Source organism: Streptomyces sp. R21 (assembly GCF_041051975.1).
Taxonomy (GTDB): Bacteria; Actinomycetota; Actinomycetes; order Streptomycetales; family Streptomycetaceae; genus Streptomyces.
In genome coordinates this window covers 4458585-4477380 of sequence record NZ_CP163435.1, presented here as the reverse complement: position 1 = coordinate 4477380, position 18796 = coordinate 4458585, and the positions used below count along the sequence as shown (strand labels likewise).

Annotated in this window: 17 protein-coding genes and 1 pseudogene; 13 read left to right on the top strand and 5 right to left on the bottom strand. The window is 70.4% G+C overall.

The genetic code is table 11. From position 1 onward, the window contains the following. Window positions 1-15: 15 nt before the first annotated feature. On the bottom strand, window positions 16-459 hold the full coding sequence (locus AB5J56_RS19995) for a hypothetical protein (RefSeq protein ID WP_369234093.1): 444 nt from the start codon (window positions 457-459) through the stop codon (window positions 16-18). A gap of 333 nt (window positions 460-792) precedes the next feature. Here AB5J56_RS19995 and AB5J56_RS19990 point away from each other — a divergent pair, with 333 nt between their 5' ends. The 6 genes and pseudogenes from AB5J56_RS19990 to AB5J56_RS19965 all read left to right on the top strand — a co-directional run. After that, entirely contained in the window at window positions 793-1608 is an 816-nt protein-coding gene (locus tag AB5J56_RS19990; RefSeq protein WP_369234092.1) for a phosphatase, read from the top strand. Window positions 1609-1737: 129 nt separating this feature from the next. Beyond that, window positions 1738-1950 carry a helix-turn-helix domain-containing protein gene (locus AB5J56_RS19985; RefSeq protein ID WP_004984898.1) on the top strand — a complete coding sequence of 71 codons (213 nt, stop codon included), beginning with the start codon at window positions 1738-1740 and terminating at the stop codon, window positions 1948-1950. A 160-nt stretch (window positions 1951-2110) separates the two neighbouring features. Next, window positions 2111-2209: an AURKAIP1/COX24 domain-containing protein gene (locus AB5J56_RS19980; protein WP_003948845.1), complete on the top strand. Its 99-nt coding sequence runs from the start codon at window positions 2111-2113 to the stop codon at window positions 2207-2209. Between the two features lie 323 nt (window positions 2210-2532). After that, window positions 2533-3594: an NAD-dependent epimerase/dehydratase family protein gene (locus tag AB5J56_RS19975; protein ID WP_369234091.1), complete on the top strand. Its 1062-nt coding sequence runs from the start codon at window positions 2533-2535 to the stop codon at window positions 3592-3594. 14 nt (window positions 3595-3608) lie between these two features. Next, a complete protein-coding gene (locus AB5J56_RS19970; protein WP_369234090.1) occupies window positions 3609-4664 on the top strand; it encodes a lysophospholipid acyltransferase family protein in 1056 nt (351 codons plus the stop codon). 121 nt (window positions 4665-4785) lie between these two features. Then, window positions 4786-5034: pseudogene (locus AB5J56_RS19965) on the top strand (glycerol acyltransferase); the annotation flags it as partial. A 76-nt stretch (window positions 5035-5110) separates the two neighbouring features. On the opposite strand, the gene AB5J56_RS19960 reads toward AB5J56_RS19965, so the two are convergent. The 3 genes from AB5J56_RS19960 to AB5J56_RS19950 all read right to left on the bottom strand — a co-directional run bounded on the left by AB5J56_RS19960 (window position 5111) and on the right by AB5J56_RS19950 (window position 8865). Beyond that, the gene (locus AB5J56_RS19960; protein ID WP_369234089.1) at window positions 5111-6352 is read right to left on the bottom strand and encodes a DUF5667 domain-containing protein; all 1242 of its coding nucleotides are present in this window, start codon (window positions 6350-6352) and stop codon (window positions 5111-5113) included. 253 nt (window positions 6353-6605) lie between these two features. Further along, entirely contained in the window at window positions 6606-7436 is an 831-nt protein-coding gene (locus tag AB5J56_RS19955) for an ECF subfamily RNA polymerase sigma factor, BldN family (protein ID WP_369234088.1), read from the bottom strand. Between the two features lie 484 nt (window positions 7437-7920). After that, a complete protein-coding gene (locus tag AB5J56_RS19950; protein WP_369234087.1) occupies window positions 7921-8865 on the bottom strand; it encodes an HAD family hydrolase in 945 nt (314 codons plus the stop codon). 207 nt (window positions 8866-9072) lie between these two features. Here AB5J56_RS19950 and AB5J56_RS19945 point away from each other — a divergent pair, with 207 nt between their 5' ends. From AB5J56_RS19945 to AB5J56_RS19915, 7 genes are all read left to right on the top strand, one after another. Continuing rightward, window positions 9073-9414 carry a glutaredoxin family protein gene (locus AB5J56_RS19945; protein ID WP_369234086.1) on the top strand — a complete coding sequence of 114 codons (342 nt, stop codon included), beginning with the start codon at window positions 9073-9075 and terminating at the stop codon, window positions 9412-9414. Between the two features lie 325 nt (window positions 9415-9739). Further along, window positions 9740-10498, top strand: a complete 759-nt coding sequence (locus AB5J56_RS19940; RefSeq protein ID WP_369234085.1) for a redox-sensing transcriptional repressor Rex — start codon at window positions 9740-9742, stop codon at window positions 10496-10498. After that, on the top strand, window positions 10495-12204 hold the full coding sequence (locus AB5J56_RS19935; RefSeq protein ID WP_369234084.1) for a glutamyl-tRNA reductase: 1710 nt from the start codon (window positions 10495-10497) through the stop codon (window positions 12202-12204). Before AB5J56_RS19940 ends, AB5J56_RS19935 begins: the two co-directional genes overlap by 4 nt. Continuing rightward, window positions 12204-13172, top strand: coding sequence for a hydroxymethylbilane synthase (hemC, locus tag AB5J56_RS19930; RefSeq protein WP_369242661.1), 969 nt, complete (start codon window positions 12204-12206; stop codon window positions 13170-13172). The genes AB5J56_RS19935 and hemC overlap by 1 nt, the downstream gene beginning before the upstream one ends. Continuing rightward, window positions 13169-14911, top strand: a complete 1743-nt coding sequence (locus AB5J56_RS19925; RefSeq protein ID WP_369234083.1) for a uroporphyrinogen-III synthase — start codon at window positions 13169-13171, stop codon at window positions 14909-14911. The genes hemC and AB5J56_RS19925 overlap by 4 nt, the downstream gene beginning before the upstream one ends. A gap of 177 nt (window positions 14912-15088) precedes the next feature. Then, window positions 15089-16087 (top strand): porphobilinogen synthase, encoded by a 999-nt coding sequence (gene hemB / locus AB5J56_RS19920; RefSeq protein WP_369234082.1) that lies wholly within the window; start codon window positions 15089-15091, stop codon window positions 16085-16087. Between the two features lie 364 nt (window positions 16088-16451). Next, window positions 16452-17789 (top strand): helix-turn-helix domain-containing protein, encoded by a 1338-nt coding sequence (locus AB5J56_RS19915; protein ID WP_369234081.1) that lies wholly within the window; start codon window positions 16452-16454, stop codon window positions 17787-17789. A 31-nt stretch (window positions 17790-17820) separates the two neighbouring features. Here AB5J56_RS19915 and AB5J56_RS19910 read toward each other — a convergent pair whose 3' ends face one another. Further along, window positions 17821-18759 (bottom strand): phosphotransferase family protein, encoded by a 939-nt coding sequence (locus AB5J56_RS19910; RefSeq protein ID WP_369234080.1) that lies wholly within the window; start codon window positions 18757-18759, stop codon window positions 17821-17823. Between the last annotated feature and the right edge of the window lie 37 nt (window positions 18760-18796).

Below are 18796 nucleotides of genomic sequence, written 5' to 3'. Positions count from 1 at the left end.
TGGGCGGTGGCGGGGTCAGTCGCAGATGCTGGTGTCCCCGTTGTAGTTGATGCCGATCGTGCCGCTCCACGTCAGGCACTCGCCGGCCGCCGGCTTGTCCTTGTAGACAGGGCCGGCGTACGTGCTGAAGTAGCCGGAGTCCGTCGCCGGAGTGGTGCTGTCGGGAAACGTGTCGAGGGTGACCTCCATGAACACCTTGGCCCCCGGGTTGTTGCGGATGGTCACGGCGCACAGTCGCTGGGCCCCGGTGCTCCACGTGATGTACGTGGTGCCGATGACCTTCGTCGGCGAGGACTTGATCGGCGTGGAAGCGGTGACCCGGTAGCCCTCGCCGCAGGCTCCGTTGTAGGCGCCGGCGGCGGTGGTGGTGGCGGTCGCCGGGGTGGTGGCGGCGAGGGTGCCACCGAGAGCCAGGACGGCGAGGGCGGAGGCGGTTGTCGTGCGACGGGACAGCTTCATGGTGTTCCCCCTGTGATGGTCACTGCGGTGATGTCGATGGTGGTGGCGAGCGTGGTCGTTGCCGCAGTGGTCCGTGCGGCGCCGGTCGGCTCGTGCTGCCTGCTTACGTGGGGTGAGACAGGGGAGCCCCGGCGTTAGTTGTGGCCGTGTTTGTCACTGTCCTGTCACCGGGATTCACCGCCGGGTAACGGTGCTGATGGCGTCGGTGCCGGCGAGGGAATCCGCGCCGTCGAAAGCTCCGGCGGCCGGCGAGGGTCGCACGATTACGCCAACTGTGCGGTGTTTCCCGTGTTTTGGGCATGTGCGAGGAATCGATGCGCCAGCATCGCTGGGGTGTTGAGTAGCGGAGCGTTGCGCGCGCATTTGCTGGCTGCCCGGCTGGCCGGGCCCGTGGCCACGTCGCGGGAGGAGAGCCTGCGCAGCTATCGGCTCTTCGCGGCGCGCGATCCGCGCGTGATGCTCGGACTCGATCCCGAATGGACATGGGGGCCACGGGATCTGATCGAATTGATGGCGTACAAGTGTGGGGTCTCGGCCGATCCCGGGCACACTTCTGGTCATGATGTGATCGATCCGGAGCGGACGCTGGAGGCGCTGAACGCCTTCGCGGAACGGCTCGGGGAAGCGGCGCAGGACAGGACACCCGTACTCCTCGGCACCGGCCATCCGCACCGTCTGATCGGTTTCTACGCCGCTCTCGCGGACGCCCTGTCGGCGGCGGGGTGTGCTGTCCTCACCCCCGCGCAGGGTAGCTCTGTCGACATAACGACCCGGTTCGGCCTACGCACGTACAACCTTGACTACGTACAAGGAGTCGCGCTGGTACGCGAACCCGGCACGCGAGCCCCCGGTAGTGCGACCGGCGCACACACCCACTCACCCCTCCCGGTTCGCACCGCTCTGGCGGCCGCCGCGGAGGCCGGCGGGCCGCTCCCGGAACTGGTCATCGGGGACCACGGATGGGTCTGCGGGGCAGGTCAGCTGGGGTTCGAGGCGATGGGCCTGGCGGACACTGACGATCCGGCGCTCTTCGTCGGAGAGGCAGAGGGGCGGGTGTCCGTCGTCGTTCCGCTTGATGACGCTGTGCGGTCTGATTACTACCGACCGCTTACTCGCTATGTACTCAATCGAGCGTGTCTGTCACAGTAGGCGGCCGACGGCATCCCCTCTTCCCCACTCGCATCACCCGCCCCTACATTGGGGAGTGAGCACGCAACGACGAAGAGTCACCGGAAGGGGAAGCCGGTGACCGTCGAGTGCGGAAGGTTCAGGTGTGTCATGGCTGCAGCTGGCGAGAGGCCTCTGAACGAGGTTCAGTTCCTTACCGTGGCGGAAGTCGCCTCGGTGATGCGAGTGTCGAAGATGACCGTGTACCGCTTGGTGCACAGCGGTCATCTGCCGGCGATCCGGGTGGGGAGGTCCTTCCGGGTTCCGGAGCAAGCGGTTCACGAGTACCTCCGCGAGAGCTATGTGGGGGTGGAGACAGCCTGACGGTTCTCCGGCGGTGTCCCGGGGCCTTGCGAGGCTCTTCCGGGACCCCCCGGAACCCTCGATTACGACCTCGGCGCTCGGACCGGTAGGCTGGCCCCTCATAGGTCGTGTGGGCCCATGCAGCCCAGCACCGAGTAAAGAGAAGTGAGCGAGGGTAGTCGTGGGCTCTGTTATCAAGAAGCGGCGCAAGCGGATGGCGAAGAAGAAGCACCGCAAGCTGCTGAAGCGCACGCGCGTTCAGCGTCGCAACAAGAAGTAAGCGACGCAACGCTGCGAGAGCGTATGACTGTGGCCCCCCGCATTTTTGTGGGGGGCCACAGTCGTTTCGATGGGGACCCATGCCATTTCGATGGGGACCACCGTCATTTTCCGGTCACGCCGATGCTGTGCGTACGCCTGTGATGCGGTTGGCTTGGTCTGAGCGTACGTCTGTGGCTGCCGTCACTTCGTGCATCGGGCGGTCATCACAGCGCAACATCGACCCGCTAGGTTGGCCGCACACAGGGAACACGGCACGCTACGGGCAGAGCAGTGCGGAATCTGTGCGAAGGCGCGACGACGTCTGGAAGGAAGGCGCTGATCTTGGGGAAGGTCGTGCTCGTGACCGGAGTGGCCCGTCAGCTGGGGGGCCGGTTCGTACGACGGATCCAGCGTGACCCGCAGGTCGACCGGGTGATCGCCGTGGACGCGGTGCCACCCGAGCACCACCTGGGCGGCGCCGAGTTCATCCAGGCCGACATCCGGCAGCCCACCGTCGCGCGCGTGCTCGCCGAGCACTCCGTCGACACGGTCGTGCACATGGACGTGACGGGCACCGCGCTGGGCAGTGGCAGCCGGACCACGGTCAAGGAGACCAACGTCATCGGCACCATGCAGCTGCTGGGCGCCTGTCAGAAGTCGCCGACGGTGAAGCGGCTCGTCGTGAAGTCCAGTACGAACGTCTACGGCTCGGCGCCCCGCGACCCCGCCGTCTTCACCGAGACCACGCCGCCCAAGTCGCTGCCCAGCGGCGGCTTCGCGAAGGACACGGTGGAGGTCGAGGGGTACGTCCGCGGGTTCGCGCGCCGCAGGCCCGACGTGGCCGTGTGCGTGCTGCGCTTCGCGAACATCCTGGGGCCGAGCGCGGACTCGCCGCTCGCCTCGTACTTCTCGCTGCCGATCCTGCCGACCGTCTTCGGCTACGACCCGCGGCTGCAGTTCGTGCACGAGGACGACGTGATCGAGGTGCTGCGCATCGCCTCGCACGAACCGGAGCGGGGGACGCTCAACAGCGGCACGTTCAACATCGCCGGCGACGGAGTACTGCTGCTCTCGCAGTGCGCGCGGCGGCTCGGCCGGCCCACGGTGCCGCTGCTGCTGCCCGCGCTCACCTGGGCGGGGACGGCGGTGCGTACGCTGGGGGTGACGGACTTCTCGCCGGAGCAGCTGCGGCTCATCACATACGGCAGGGTCGTGTCGATGAACCAGATGCGCGAGACCCTGGGATACAAGCCGAAGTACACGACGGCGGAGACCTTCGCGGACTTCGCCCGCAGCCGGGGGCCCGGACTCCTGCCCCCGGAGGCCCTCGCGGGGGCCGTCGACCGGCTCGCCGCGCTGCCCAACCTGGGCGGCGGCCACCCCCCGACGCAGAGCGCCAACTGAGGAGCGCATCAACGATGGCGGACGCCAAGGTCATTCCGTTCGATGACGACCGGTCCCGCGGAGGTGCCGTGCAGCGGCCGCCGCGGCGCCGCAGCGCGGGGAGCCGGCGCAAGGGCGAGCCCGCGGTGGTTCGTGAGGTCCAACCGCTGCCCGAGCGGGCGTTGCAGCAGGATGATGTCCTGGTGACGCGAGAGACGGCGGAGGCGCCGAGCCCGGTGCAGGGTGGCGGCGGGGGTCTGGAGCGGCGCATCGCCGGAGGCCTGTCCTTCCTGCGCCGGCGCCTGACCGGTGACTACGAGATCGACGACTTCGGCTACGACGCCGAGCTCACCGACCAGGTGCTGATGTCCCTGCTGCGCCCGGTCTACGAGAAGTACTTCCGGGTCGAAGTGAAGGGCATCGAGAACATCCCGTCCGAGGGCGGCGCCCTGATCGTCGCCAACCACTCGGGCACGCTTCCGCTGGACGGCCTGATGATGCAGGTCGCGGTCCACGACAACCACCCCGACGGCCGTCACCTCCGTCTCCTCGCGGCCGACCTGGTCTTCATGCTGCCGGTGGTCAACGAACTGGCCCGCAAGCTCGGTCATACGCTGGCCTGTGCCGAGGACGCGCAGCGGCTGCTGGAGCAGGGCGAGCTGGTCGGTGTGATGCCGGAGGGCTTCAAGGGCGTCGGCAAGCCCTTCAGCGAGCGCTACAAGCTGCAGCGCTTCGGCCGCGGTGGCTTCGTCTCCACCGCCCTGCGCGCGGGCACCCCGATCATCCCGTGCTCGATCGTCGGCGCGGAGGAGATCTACCCGATGATCGGCAACGCCAAGACGCTGGCACGCCTCCTGGGTTTCCCGTACTTCCCGATCACTCCGACGTTCCCGTGGCTGGGCCCGTTGGGCGCCGTCCCTCTCCCCACCAAGTGGACCATCCAGTTCGGCGAGCCGATCCTGACGAAGGGTTATCCGCCGGAGGCGGCGGAGGACCCGATGCTGATGTTCAACCTGACGGACCAGGTGAGGGAGCAGATCCAGCACACGCTGTACAAACTGCTGGTGCAGAGGCGGTCGGTGTTCTTCTGACGCGAGGGGGCTGGATTGGGCTTGGTGAGCGTGGCCGGGGCCCGGAGGGTCGGCGGACGGAGTCCGGCGCAGCCGTGCGAAGCCCGCGGAGCGGTGCGAGGGCGGCAATGTAAATGGGCCGCTGGCACGCCTCCTGGGTTTCCCGTACTTCCCGATCACTCCGACGTTCCCGTGGCTGGGCCCGTTGGGCGCCGTCCCTCTCCCCACCAAGTGGACCATCCAGTTCGGCGAGCCGATCCTGACGAAGGGTTATCCGCCGGAGGCGGCGGAGGACCCGATGCTGATGTTCAACCTGACGGACCAGGTGAGGGAGCAGATCCAGCACACGCTGTACAAACTGCTGGTGCAGAGGCGGTCGGTGTTCTTCTGAGTTCTTGAGTTGTACGGCGATGGGGGGCGCCCTTCTTCGGAAGGGCGCCCCCCATCGCCGTACAACTCGCAACGCTCTAGTCGGCGTCCTGGCCGTCGATGCCCAGGCCGGGCAGGAGGCCCGGGAGAAGCGGGGGCAGGGTGACGTCCGGCTCCGGGGGGGTGGTGCTGGCGCCGGTCGACGGGGACGAGCTGGTGTCGTCCTTGGGTGGTTCGAGGAGGCCGCCCGTGTTGCCGCCGAGGAGGCCGTCGCTGTTGCTGCCCGAGGCGGACGGCTTGGGTTTGCCGCTGCTGTGGGTGCCGGTGGCGGAGCCGCTGGTGGCGCTGGGCTCCGGGCGGTCCGAGCGGGAGGAGCCGGTGGACTCCTCGCTCCGGCCGCGGTGGCGGCCGGTGCCCTCCGGGGCGGCGGGCTGGGGCAGCAGCGAGCGCAGCGGCTCGACCTCTTCGTCTATGGCGGCGAACACCGACGAGACCTGCTCACTGACGTCGCCGAGCTGGACGGGCAGACGGTCGCGCAGCGCGCCCCATGCCTCGCGGTGCGACTGGGAGAACGCGGAGAGCGCCTGGATCGGGCCGAGGGAGCCGTCCCGCTCGTACGCCTCGTGGAGCAGCCGGTGGCCCTCGGAGGCGTCGTGCTGCATGCCCGACAGGGCGCGGCGGATCTCGCCCAGGGCCTCGTGGTCGAGGTGCCCGGAGCGGCCGCGCTCCATCAGCCGACGCGCTTCGCTGAGCCGCGTCGAGGCCTGGTCGAGATAGACCTCGCCGCGGTCGCTGTCGCCGTGGGCCAGGCCCAGCTTGATGTCCTCCATGCCGCGCTTGAGCCCGTAGAGCGAGTCACCGGGGAGGGCGTCGGAGCTGGCAGCGGCGACGCCGCCGAAGGCTCCCGCGGCCACACCGATGGAGAGCCCGCCCGCGGCGAGCCCCTTCGACAGCCGGGACCGTGGTCGCAACTTCCCCAGCCCGCTCGCCCGGTGCGCGCCCCCGGCCCGGTGGGACCGCTGCTCGGGCACCGAAGGGTCCGGGCCTTGGCCGCCCAGTGCCGTGCCCTCCAGCAGCATGGCCTCCATGGCGGCCACGAGCTGGGCCCGCTGGACGACCTTCACCTCGGGGTCCAGCTCCGGTTTGGGCAGCTCGCCGAGACCGGAGGCGAGGGCCAACAAGCGGCCCTGCCCGGTCTGTTCCGCAGCAGCCGGGGACGCAGCAGCCGGAGTCGGTGCCGATCCATCGGGCTGCTCGGCCGCCGTGCCCTGGTCGGACTGCTCCTCCAGGGCCTGGGCGAAGGCGTTCGCCCGCCGGTGTGCCGATACGTTCGCGATCACTGGCGGCACCTCCTCTCGTCATGACGGTCGACTCCCCAGGGGGTCCTGAGGGTTGCACGCCCTGACCGTATCCACACGATCGAGTGACCGAGGAAGGTCAGGGAGTGACCACAGGGAGCCTGTATCCCACACAACGAGCGGCGCGGCACTTGGGTTACGGACGACGGATGATCGGACCGCGAAGTCAACGGACTTTCACGGATGGTGAGTTGACCGTCGCTGAGCGTATGGAGCCAGGGCGGGGCGGGCGTGCTCAGCGCGCGTCGTCGGGGAGAAGTCGGGCGAGGGTGCGGACGGCTCGGTACTGGAGGGTCTTGATCGCGCCCTCGTTCTTGCCCATCACGCGGGCGGTCTCGGCGACCGAGAGGCCCTGGAGGAAGCGCAGGGTCACGCACTCCTGCTGCTGGGGATTGAGTCGCCGTACGGCATCGAGCAGCGCGGCGTTGGAGAGGGACTCCAGGACGGAGTCCTCCGGTGAGCGCTCGACCTCGTTGGCGTCGAGCATCTCCCCGGTCGTGACCTCGAGCCGGAAACGGCTCGACTTGAAGTGGTCGGCGACCAGGTTGCGGGCGATCGTCACCAGCCAGGCGCCGAAGTCACGGCCCTGCCAGGTGAACGTGCCGATGCGGCGCAGGGCGCGCAGGAAGGTCTCACTGGTGAGGTCCTCGGCGGTCGCCTTGCCCCCCACCCGGTAGTAGATGTAGCGGTACACGGTGTCGCTGTACTGGTCGTACAGCCGCCCGAAGGCGTCGGCCTCGCCGGCCTGTGCGCGCTCGACGAGGTCCATCATGCGGGCGCTGTCGCTGTCCGCGGCCGGGCGGCGCGCGGTGGGGGTGGCGGCCGAGCCCGAGCGGCCCCGTCTGCCGGTCTCCCGCCCGTCGCCGGACCGGCGCCCCCCGACGACAGCGCTGCGCGCCGAGCCCTGTTCGACGCCGTCGGCGAGGGCATAGCAGGGACCGGCGGGCGCGGGGACGGCGAAGGCGGGGACGGCGTACGCGGTGGGGACGAAGCCGCGCAGGCGGTCCAGGACCGTTGCGCGCAGCGTAGCCAGGCCAGAGGCGTCAACCCCGACGTGTGAGTACACGGGACTCCCAGAGGCAGAGCTTCCATCACGTGCAGTGCGGGACCGTTCACCCGTCGTAGCGACGGAGGGGTACCGGTTTGCGTCTGAGGAGAATAACGCTTCGTACAGGCAGTGCTACACCCAGTTGCTCAAATCATCGATTACGTCGCTTCTGTTACAGGTTGACGCCTGATCAAGTGCCGGACAGTGACCGGTTGTTGATCGAATTGGGTCACGTTCCGTCTGAGTGCGGGGCGTGTTGTGGCCGTGTGCGATGAAGGGGACTGGCGGGGGCGTTGTCCGGGTAGGACAGCGTGATTGCCCTCCGGGCCGAGGCGTCACTGCCCTCCGGGCAAGGTGTACGTCAACGTGGCGCCGCACTGGCGGGGGAGGGCGCCCGGGGCCGGCGCCGGGCGCGGCCGACCGGAGCGCGGCTCGGCTCACCTGTCCTGCGGTGGGCAGAAGTGAAAGCGAACGCGAAAGTGAAAGCGAACGTGAAACGCTCCTACCGGCGGCGGCGGTGCAGTGCGATCGCGGCAGCCGTGCCGCCGGCCACCGCGCCCACTCCCGCGGCCGCGGGGATGCCGACCTTCGCGGCCTTCCGTGCCGTGCGGTAGTCCCGCAGGCGCCAGTCCGAGGCCCGGGCGTGCTTGCGCAGCTTGGCGTCCGGGTTGATGGCGTAGGGGTGGCCCACCAGGGACAGCATGGGGATGTCGTTGTGGGAGTCGCTGTAGGCGGCGCAGCGGCCGAGGTCCAGGCCCTCCGCCGCGGCCAGGGCGCGTACCGCCTCCGCCTTCGCGGGACCGTGCAGCGGCTCGCCGACCAGTTTGCCCGTGTACACGCCCTCCACCGACTCGGCGACCGTGCCCAGCGCCCCCGTCAGCCCCAGTCGCCGCGCGATCACCGTCGCGATCTCGACCGGCGCGGCCGTCACCAGCCAGACCTTCTGACCGGCGTCCAGGTGTGCCTGGGCCAGCGCGCGCGTGCCCGGCCAGATGCGCTCGGCCATGTACTCGTCGTAGATCTCCTCGCCGATGGACATCAGCTCGGAGACGCGGTGGCCCTTGACGATGGAGAGCGCGGAGTCGCGGGCGTCCTGCATGTGCTCCGGGTCCTCGGAGCCCGCAAGCCTGAACCACGCCTGCTGCCAGGCGAATCGGGCGAGGTCGCGGGTCTCGAAGAACTTCCGCTTGTACAGCCCGCGGCCGAAGTGGAAGAGCGAGGCGCCCTGCATCACCGTGTTGTCGAGGTCGAAGAACGCGGCGGCCTTGTCGTCGCCGAGGACCGGGAACTCCGGTTCCTCCGCGGCGGCGTCGGGCGCGGCTTCGTGAGCGAGTTCCTCCAGTTCCTGCGAGGACTTGCGGGCGGCCTCTGCCGAGGCCTCGCCTGCCAACACGCTCCGCGCTGTGGCGGAGCGCCTACGGGGAGTGAGCCATCCGAGAGCGGCCATGTCGTGAGCATAGCCAGTCTGTTCGGCCGCTTCGGAGTCGAGAGGATTCGGTGCTGTGAACTCTCCGCGACCGAGCCGTTAAAGAAGCGCTCGGGAAGTGATCCGGAGGGGACCGGAGCGGGGCGGCGGCGCGCTGTCGGCCCAGTGCGGAGGCGGGTTGTGGCCGCATGGGCGCAGTGGCCCCGCCGGTGCCGCCGGGGCGGGAGAATGGCCGGTATGAGCCCCATGTTCCGGCGCAGTGACCGCCGTACGGAGAAGACGAACGGGACGACGGACAATGGAAAGCACAACGAGAAGGACACGACAGCGTCTCGAGTTCACCTCGTGACGCTGATCAGGAAGCCCGGCTGTCATCTGTGCGACGACGCGCAGGTGGTCGTCGAGAAGGTCTGCGGCGATCTCGGTGTCCCCTGGGAGCAGAAGGACATCACGCAGGACGAGGACCTGCACCGTATGTACTGGGAGCAGATCCCGGTGGTGCTGGTGGACGGCGCGCAGCACACGTTCTGGCGGGTGGACGAGGGCCGGTTGCGCAAAGCCCTCTCCTAGCCGCCCCGCCGGGCGGACGCCGTTCGCGACCTGACCGAGCAGTCCAAGTGGTCCCCGAAAGTCACCTAGGATCGGGGTCGATTCAGATCTCGGGGGCGGGATTCGTCGAGGAGAGTGTGCGGCTTTGCCCCCTTCAGGGAAGGAACGACGGCGCGTGCGCGCCGGTTCCATACGTGCGCGCCGGGCGTGCGTGACCCCGGTCACGTTGGCCGGGCAAATCGGACACCATCTTTGTGCACGCGTTCACAAAGACATAGCCTGCATTCGACGGGGCGGTCTGGGGACGTGTGACCGCCTGCAGCCCCGCGCTACCCGCAGGAGCACCGTGGCAACTGGCCGAACTCACCGACCGGCGACCCGCAGCCGAGGGATTCCCGAGGCCACCGTCGCCAGGCTTCCGCTGTACCTCCGAGCCCTCACCGCACTGTCGGAGCGCTCGGTACCCACGGTCTCCTCCGAGGAGCTGGCGGCCGCGGCGGGGGTCAACTCCGCGAAGCTGCGCAAGGACTTCTCGTACCTCGGGTCGTACGGGACGCGCGGTGTGGGCTATGACGTCGAGTATCTCGTGTACCAGATCTCCCGCGAACTGGGCCTGACCCAGGACTGGCCGGTTGTGATCGTCGGTATCGGTAACCTCGGCGCCGCGCTGGCCAACTACGGCGGGTTCGCCTCCCGTGGATTCCGGGTCGCCGCGCTGATCGACGCCGATCCGGAGATGGCCGGAAAGCAGGTCGCCGGGATCACCGTCCAGCACAGCGACGAGCTGGAGAAGATCATCTCCGACAACGGCGTCTCCATCGGGGTCATCACCACCCCGCCGGGCGTCGCCCAGCAGGTCTGCGAGCGCCTGGTCGCCGCCGGTGTCACCTCCATCCTGAACTTCGCGCCGACCGTGCTGTCCGTCCCGGACGGCGTCGACGTGCGCAAGGTCGACCTCTCCATCGAGCTGCAGATCCTCGCCTTCCACGAGCAGCGCAAGGCCGGCGAGGAGGCCGAGGCCCAGGCGGGCGCCGTGCTCGCGGCCGCGCAGGAGGACAACGGCAAAGGACCCGACGGGGACGTCCCCGCCGTGATGCCGGCATGAGTCTCCTTGTCGTCGGGCTGAGCCACCGCAGCGCTCCGGTCAGCGTCCTGGAGCGGGCCGCACTGTCCGCGGACACGCAGGTCAAGCTCCTCCAGGACACCCTGGCCGCCGAGCCGGCCACCGAGGCCGCCGTCCTCGCCACCTGCAACCGCATCGAGCTGTACGCCGACGTGGACAAGTTCCACGCGGGCGTCGCCGAGCTGTCCACGCTGCTCGCCCAGCACAGCGGGGTCGCTCTGGAAGAGCTCACTCCTTACTTGTACGTGCACTACGAGGACCGGGCCGTCCACCACCTCTTCTCGGTGGCGTGCGGGCTGGACTCGATGGTCGTGGGCGAGGGTCAGATCCTCGGCCAGATCAAGGACGCGCTGGCCACCTCGCAGGAGCTGCACACCGCCGGGCGGCTGCTGAACGACCTCTTCCAGCAGGCGCTGCGGGTCGGCAAGCGGGCCCACTCCGAGACCGGCATCGACCGGGCCGGGCAGTCGCTGGTGACCTTCGGTCTGGAGCAGCTCTGCGCCGGTGCGGCCGTCGAGGCCTGGGCGAAGGGCAAGAAGGCCCTCGTCATCGGCGCCGGCTCCATGTCCTCGCTGGCCGCGGCGACGCTCGCGCGCGCCGGCGTCGCCGAGATCGTGATCGCCAACCGCACCCCCGACCGCGCCGAGCGCCTCGCCCAGATCCTCACCGACGGCGACGACACGGACGTGCTGGCCCGCGCGGTACCGATGGACTCGGTGGCGGTCGAGCTGACACGTGCCGACATCGCCGTCTCCTGTACCGGCGCGACCGGCCTGGTCCTCACCGCCGACGCGGTCACGGCAGCCGTGGAGGGCCGCACCGGCACTCCGGCCGCCGTCCAGGACGACGTACCGGCCGCCGCCCCGGGCACCCTCGCGCCGACCAGCATCGGCACCGACGAGAACTGCCCCCTCGACCTCTCCGCAGTGCAGGGCGCCACCGGCTTCTCCGTCATGGGAGAGGCCGCGGTGGCCGGCATGGACGCGGCCACCCTGGAGCAGCACGCCGCCTGGGTGGACAAGGGCACCGGCACGGTCGAGCGCCGCGACAGCCGCCGTACGGCCGAGGCCGACGCCGAGCTGATCACCGCGCTCGCCGCGACCGCGGCCACCATCGGCCGCGTCCCCGAGCGCCGCAGGCCCGAGCCCGTCGCCGAGGCACGGCGCCCGGCGCCCGTGCTCGCCCTTCTCGACCTCGCCATGCCGCGCGACATCGACGCGGCCGTGCACCGGCTGCTCGGGGTGCGGCTCGTCGACATCGAGTCGCTCGCCGACGCCTCCGCGGACGCGCCGATGGCCGCCGACGTGGACCAGGTGCGCCTGATCGTCACCGACGAGGTGGCCGCCTTCGGCGCCGCCCTGCGGGCCGCGCACATCACGCCCACCGTCGTCGCGCTGCGGGCCATGGCCGCCGACGTCGTGGCCGGCGAGATCGCGCGCCTCGACGGCCGGCTGCCCGGCCTCGACGACAGGCAGCGCGGCGAGATCACCCAGACCGTGCGGCGCGTGGTCGACAAGCTCCTGCACGCGCCGACCGTACGGGTCAAGCAGCTGGCCGCCGAACCCGGCGGTGCCGGGTACGCGGACGCACTGCGCACCCTCTTCGATCTGGACCCCGAGACGGTCGCCTCCGTCTCGCGGGCCAACGATGACATCAGCAACGAGAACGCCGAGAACCGAGGGCGATGATGAGTGAGCCGGAAACAGCGGCACTGAGGCTCGGGACCAGGCGGAGCAAGCTCGCCATGGCCCAGTCCGGGCAGGTGGCGGACGCCGTGAGCCAGGTGACCGGACGTCCCGTCGAACTCGTGGAGATCACGACGTACGGCGACACGTCCCGCGAGCAGCTCGCACAGATCGGCGGCACCGGTGTCTTCGTCACCGCGCTGCGCGACGCGCTGCTGCGCGGCGAGGTCGACTTCGCCGTGCACTCGCTCAAGGACCTGCCGACCGCACAGCCCGACGACCTCGCACTGGCCGCCGTGCCGCTGCGCGAGGACCCGCGTGACGTGCTGGTCGCCCGGGACGGGCTGACGTTCGCCGAACTGCCGGACGGCGCCCGCGTCGGCACCGGCTCGCCGCGCCGCATGGCGCAGCTGAACGCGTACGCCCGCAACCACGGGATGACGATCGAGACGGTCCCGATCCGTGGCAACGTCGACACCCGGATCGGGTTCGTGCGCAAGGGGGAGCTCGACGCCGTCGTACTCGCCGCCGCCGGACTCCACCGGATCGGACGCATCGACGAAGTCAGCGACTTCCTGCCCGTCGACACCGTTTTGCCCGCCCCCGGCCAGGGGGCCCTCGCGATCGAGTGTGCCGCGGACAACGCGGACCTCATCGCAGCGCTCGGAGAGCTCGACGACCCGCTCACCCGGGCCGCCGTGACCGCCGAGCGGTCCCTGCTCGCCGCCCTGGAGGCCGGCTGCAGCGCACCTGTGGGTGCGTTCGCCGACCTTCTGGCCGACGGGCAGATTGTCAAGGAGATGCGCCTGCGCGGCGTCGTCGGCACGACCGACGGCTCGACGCTGGTGCAGCTGTCCACCACCGGTCCCGTGCCCGAGACACATGACCAAGCAATGGCGCTCGGCCGTGAACTCGCCGCCGAGATGCTTGCCAAGGGCGCGGCCGGTCTGATGGGGGAGCGAGCACTTTGAGCCCCACCAACCTTCCCGCCGGCCTCGAACACGGGCACGTCACCTTCCTTGGTGCCGGACCCGGGGATCCGGGACTGCTGACCCTGCGCGCCGTCGAGGCGCTGGCGAACGCGGACGTTCTCGTCGCCGAGCACGAGGTGCTCGACGTCGTGCGTATGCATGCCAGACAAGGCGTCGCCGTGCTGGACACGGATCCAGCCGCCGCGTTCTCCTCGCCTTCCGCGGATACGGCCTCGGGGTCTTCCTCGGGTGCGTATCCGGGCACAGGCACGGCTCTGCCGACGGTTGTTGACGGTGCGTCAACAACCGCTGGGGTCCCGGCTGTGCGGGACGCGGCCAATCTTGTCATGGAGGCCGCACGGGGCGGCAAGCGGGTCGTGCGTGCGGTTTCCGGGGACCCCGGACTGGATACGTACGCCGCCGAGGAAATGCTCGCCTGCGCCGCGGCCGGTGTTCCCTTCGAGGTCGTGCCCGGTGTCGCCGCCGCCGTCGGCGTGCCCGCGTACGCCGGTGTGCCGCTGCGCGACGCGCAGGGCGCGGACGTCCGGTTCGTGGACGCCCGTACGGCCTCGGACCGGTGCTGGACCGAGGTCGGCGCGTCCGACGGGACCGTGGTCGTCTCCTCGACTCTCGACTCCGTCGCCGCGGCAGCGGGCGAGCTCGTCGCCGCCGGGCGCAAGCCCGATACGCCGCTGTCGGTGACGATCGCCGGTACGACGACCCGGCAGCGGACCTGGTCCGCGACGCTCGGGACGATCGCGCAGACGCTGAAGCAGGCGAAGGTGCTGCCTTCGCCCGACGGCCACCGGCCCGTCATAGCCGTGGTCGGTGAGCGTTCCGCCGCCGCGCAGCGCGACCAGCTGTCGTGGTTCGAGTCCAAGCCGCTGTTCGGTTGGCGGGTGCTCGTTCCGCGTACGAAGGAGCAGGCGGCGTCGCTCTCCGACCAGCTGCGGTCCTACGGCGCCGTGCCGCACGAGGTGCCGACCATCGCCGTCGAGCCGCCGCGGACGCCCCAGCAGATGGAGCGGGCCGTCAAGGGGCTCGTCACCGGACGGTACGAGTGGATCGCCTTCACGTCGGTGAACGCGGTCAAGGCCGTACGGGAGAAGTTCGAGGAGTACGGGCTCGATGCGCGCGCCTTCGCGGGCATCAAGGTCGCCGCGGTGGGCGAGCAGACCGCGAAGGCGCTCGTCGCCTTCGGTGTGAAGCCTGATCTCGTGCCGAGCGGGGAGCAGTCCGCGGCCGGGCTGCTGGAGGACTGGCCGCCGTACGACCCGGTCTTCGACCCGATCGACCGGGTGTTCCTGCCGCGGGCCGATATCGCCACGGAGACTCTGGTCGCCGGGCTGATCGAGCTCGGCTGGGAGGTCGACGACGTCACGGCCTACCGGACCGTGCGGGCGTCGCCGCCGCCGGCGGACACCCGCGAGGCGATCAAGGGCGGTGGGTTCGACGCCGTTCTGTTCACGTCGTCGTCCACGGTGCGGAACCTGGTGGGTATCGCGGGGAAGCCGCACAACGTGACGGTCATTGCCTGCATCGGTCCCGCTACGGCCAAGACCGCCGAGGAGCACGGGCTGCGGGTGGACGTGATGGCTCCTGAGCCGTCCGTGCACAAGCTCGCCGAGGCGTTGGCGGACTTCGGGCTGAAGCGACGGGCTGCCGCCATGGAGGCGGGGGATCCGGTGACTCGGCCCAGCGAGCGGCGGCCGGGGTCCCGGCGGCGGCGTACCACCTGACGGTGGGTGGGGTGGGGGATCGGATGGTTCCCCACCCCCACCCCCACCCCCACCCCCCCCCCCCCCCCACCCCCACCCCCACCCCCACCCTTGCCCTTGCCCTTGAACGCCGGACGGGCTGGAAGGCCGACGCTCCGTCGGTAAAGGGGCCTTTGCGGCGGGCGTAGCGTGGTGGGTATGACGACGTACGGATCCTTCCCCGGTACGCGGCCGCGGCGGCTGCGTACGACGCCTGCCATGCGGCGGATGGTCGCCGAGACGCGGCTGCACCCCGCCGACTTCATCCTGCCCGCGTTCGTGCGCGAGGGTGTGAGTGAGCCGGTGCCGATCGCGGCCATGCCGGGCGTTGTCCAGCACACCCGCGACAGTCTGAAGAAGGCCGCGGTCGAGGCGCTGGAGGCCGGGGTCTCCGGGATCATGCTGTTCGGCGTGCCCGAGGACTCGAAGAAGGACGCCGTGGGGACGCCCGGTACCGACCCGGACGGGATCCTCCAGGTCGCGCTGCGCGATGTGCGCGCCGAGGTCGGCGACGAACTGCTCGTGATGTCCGACCTGTGCCTCGACGAGACCACCGATCACGGGCACTGCGGAGTGCTGGACGCCGAGGGGCGTGTCGACAACGACGCGACTCTGGAGCGGTACGCCGAGATGGCTCAGGTGCAGGCCGACGCCGGGGCGCACGTGGTCGGGCCCAGCGGGATGATGGACGGTCAGATCGGCGTCATCCGCGACGCGTTGGACCAGATCGGGCGGGAGGACGTGTCCATCCTCGCCTACACCGCCAAGTACTCCTCGGCCTTCTACGGGCCCTTCCGGGAGGCCGTCGCCTCTTCGCTGAAGGGTGACCGCAAGACCTACCAGCAGGACCCCGCCAACGTACGTGAGTCCATGCGGGAGTTGGCGCTGGACCTGGAGGAGGGCGCCGACATGGTGATGGTCAAGCCGGCCGGACCCTACCTCGACATCCTGGCCCGGGTCGCCGACGCGGTGGACGTGCCCGTCGCCGCCTACCAGATCTCCGGTGAGTACTCGATGATCGAGGCGGCCGCGGAGAAGGGCTGGATCGACCGGGAGAAGGCCATCCTGGAGACCCTCACCGGGATCAAGCGGGCCGGGGCCCGGAATGTTCTGACGTACTGGGCCACTGAGGCTGCCCGGCTGGTGCGGCAGGCCTGAGGCCCGAGGACGGGAGGCCCGAGGACGGGCCCTCGTCCCGTACGCCCTCGCCGTTCTCGCATGCGGTGAGGGCCAACGCGGCGAGCGCCACCGCCGTGGCTGCCAATAGGCGGGCGCGGGTTGTGCGGGGTGTGCGGGTTGTGCGGGTGGCGCGTGCGGTGCGTGCGGTGCGTGCGGTCATGGGGCAACCCCCTTGGTTTCGGCGCGAAGTGGTTCTGGAACGCGCCAATGGGCGTGGGCGGTCCGGCAGTTGCCAGGAGCGGATGTTTGGATGGGCACAGCTTGCGCGGTGAACCTCCCGGCTGCCACATCTGCCGGGGTATTCGGGACGCCGGAACAGCGACATGGGGTTTGAACTGCGGAAATGTCGTCCCTCTGGAACACGGGCCGGGACGCGGGGGACGGAGGAACGGTGGCCGGGGACGAGTTCGCGGGACTGCTGAGGGAACTCAAGGAGCGGTCCGGGCTCAGTTACGGGGCACTCTCCAAGCGGCTGCACATGAGCACGTCGACCCTTCACCGGTACGCCAACGGGGATGCCGTACCGACGGATTACGCACCCGTGGAGCGGTTCGCACGCGCCTGCCGGGCCACCTCTGAGGAGCTTGTCGAGCTGCACCGGCGGTGGGTGCTCGCGGATGCGGTGCGGCGGGGGCAGAAGGGGGTCTCCGTTGCAGTGCAGACCGCGCCGGCCGCGAGTGCCGTGGGGTCCGACGGCGGCGACGACGGTGACGGCGTGGAGGAGTTGGAGCAGGGGGACGCCCTGCCCGAGGTCGCGGCCGGGCGGCGGCGTCGTACCGTCGTGCTCGCCGGGGTCGGTGTGGTCGCCGCGGCCGTCGCCGCCGTGCTCGTCGTCAACCTCGTGCCCGGCAAGGGCGAGGACCACGGTGAGAAGCAGTCCGTGGGGGCCGCCGCGTCCACCGTCGCCGGGAGTACGGGCGTGACGGTGTCGCCGGACACCCGGCCCAAGTCGCCCAAGTCACCCAAGCCGTCCTCGCCGTCCGCCTCGCGCGGCCCCCGCACGACGCCGTCCGTGTCCACGAGCACCGGCGGGGCTGTTGCTCCCGGCTCACGGGGTTCCTCCGACTCCGCCGACGGCGCCACCGCGCCCACCGTCGTCACCAACCCGTACAAGTTCGAGAGCCCCTGCAGTCAGCACTACTTGGTGAACCGGGAGCCCGCGCATGTGACGCCGCCGCCGAACGAGTCGGACGCCCGCGGCTGGGTCAGCGCGCAGGGCGGGGTCGCGGGTGGGCAGCAGATGGTCGCGCTGACCGTGCAGGGGACCGGGAAGGCCACGGTGGTCCTGGACGCGCTGCATGTGCGGGTGGTGCAGAAGGGGGCGCCGCTCGCCTGGAACGACTACACGATGGGGGTCGGGTGCGGGGGCGGGGTGCGGACCGCGTCGTTCCATGTGGACCTGGACGCCGGGCGGCCGGCCGCCCGACCCAAGGCCGGGCAGCGGGACTTCCCGTACAAGGTCAGCGAGTCCGACCCCGAGGTCTTCTACGTGTTCGGGAACGCCCAGGCGCACAACGTGAGTTGGTATCTGGAACTGGACTGGTCCAGCGGGACGAAGAGTGGAACCGTCCGGATCGACGACCGGGGCAAGCCCTTCCGGACGAGCGGGAACGTCGGGCGGCCCGCCTATGACTATCCGCTCGGCGGCAGCGAGTGGGAGACGGTGGTTCCCCAGAGCTAGGGCCTGGCCGGCATGCTCCGCCGGGCAGGCCCTAGCGGCCGGTTTCCGTTCCGAACCAGGTGTCGGCGAGGACGTCCAGCCGTGCTTCCGGTGGGACCGGCATGGCCTTCAGGTAGCGCGGCAGGTTGCTGTAGACGTGCAGCAGTGTGTACGCGAGGAGGGTGTGCGGGGGGTAGGGGGCGCGGCCGTACGCCTCGTAGAAGCGGGTCAGCAGGCGCGGGTCGCCCTTCGTCACGAACAGGCCGACCGCCACGAAGTCGTAGGCGCGGTCGCCGGTCATCGCCGGTTCGAAGTCGATGAGGCCCGTCAGGCGCCAGTCGTCGGACGGGTCCGTGATCAGGTGTTCACGCATGAACTCCGTGTGCAGCAGCACGCGTTCGGCGGAGGTGAGGAGTGGCGCGGAGTTCAGGTACTCCGGGATCTGCTCCAACCACTCCTGTGCGAGGCCGAGTTCGCGCTGCCGCTCCGCCACGCCCGATCGCTGCTTGTCGAGGAACGTGTCCCAGTCGGGCGGGCCCACGACGTCGGCGAGCGGGGCCGGGTCGAGCGCGTGCAGGGCGGCCAGGGTCGCGCCGGCCTCCGTGGCGATCCGGTCGCGGGCGGCGGCGGGGACGCGCGGCCACGCCACGGCGAGGTCCTCGCCCGCGATGCGGGACATCAGGACGTAGTGCCAGCCGTTCTCGTACGGGCCTGCCGCGCGGACCTGCGGGGCGGGCACCGGCAGGCGGCCCTCCAGGTGGGACAGGACCCGCGCCTCACGGACACCGTCCTGCGCGTACACGCCGGGGAACAGCTTCAGCACGTGCTCGGCGCCGACGGCGTACACCGGCAGCGAACCCGCCGGGAAGCGGGTCAACTCTGCGTCCGCCAGCCCGAGTCGGGCGCAGAGGTCCTTGACTCCCGGCCGCAGCGCGGCTTCGTCCGAGGAGGCCTCGTCCCATTCGGCGTCGGTGTCCAGGCGGGGCAGCATGTCCGCACCGTAGACAGCCCCTCCGCAGGCGATCAAA

What these genes read in the sequence shown, in the direction of transcription:
- hemB (WP_369234082.1), top strand. Translation starts at nt 15,089, where the DNA reads ATGACGACGTACGGATCCTTCCCCGGTACGCGGCCGCGGCGGCTGCGT.
- AB5J56_RS19935 (WP_369234084.1), top strand. Translation starts at nt 10,495, where the DNA reads ATGAGTCTCCTTGTCGTCGGGCTGAGCCACCGCAGCGCTCCGGTCAGC.
- AB5J56_RS19910 (WP_369234080.1), bottom strand. Translation starts at nt 18,759, where the DNA reads ATGCTGCCCCGCCTGGACACCGACGCCGAATGGGACGAGGCCTCCTCG.
- AB5J56_RS19985 (WP_004984898.1), top strand. Translation starts at nt 1,738, where the DNA reads ATGGCTGCAGCTGGCGAGAGGCCTCTGAACGAGGTTCAGTTCCTTACC.
- AB5J56_RS19945 (WP_369234086.1), top strand. Translation starts at nt 9,073, where the DNA reads ATGGCCGGTATGAGCCCCATGTTCCGGCGCAGTGACCGCCGTACGGAG.
- AB5J56_RS19950 (WP_369234087.1), bottom strand. Translation starts at nt 8,865, where the DNA reads ATGGCCGCTCTCGGATGGCTCACTCCCCGTAGGCGCTCCGCCACAGCG.
- AB5J56_RS19915 (WP_369234081.1), top strand. Translation starts at nt 16,452, where the DNA reads ATGTCGTCCCTCTGGAACACGGGCCGGGACGCGGGGGACGGAGGAACG.
- hemC (WP_369242661.1), top strand. Translation starts at nt 12,204, where the DNA reads ATGAGTGAGCCGGAAACAGCGGCACTGAGGCTCGGGACCAGGCGGAGC.
- AB5J56_RS19970 (WP_369234090.1), top strand. Translation starts at nt 3,609, where the DNA reads ATGGCGGACGCCAAGGTCATTCCGTTCGATGACGACCGGTCCCGCGGA.
- AB5J56_RS19995 (WP_369234093.1), bottom strand. Translation starts at nt 459, where the DNA reads ATGAAGCTGTCCCGTCGCACGACAACCGCCTCCGCCCTCGCCGTCCTG.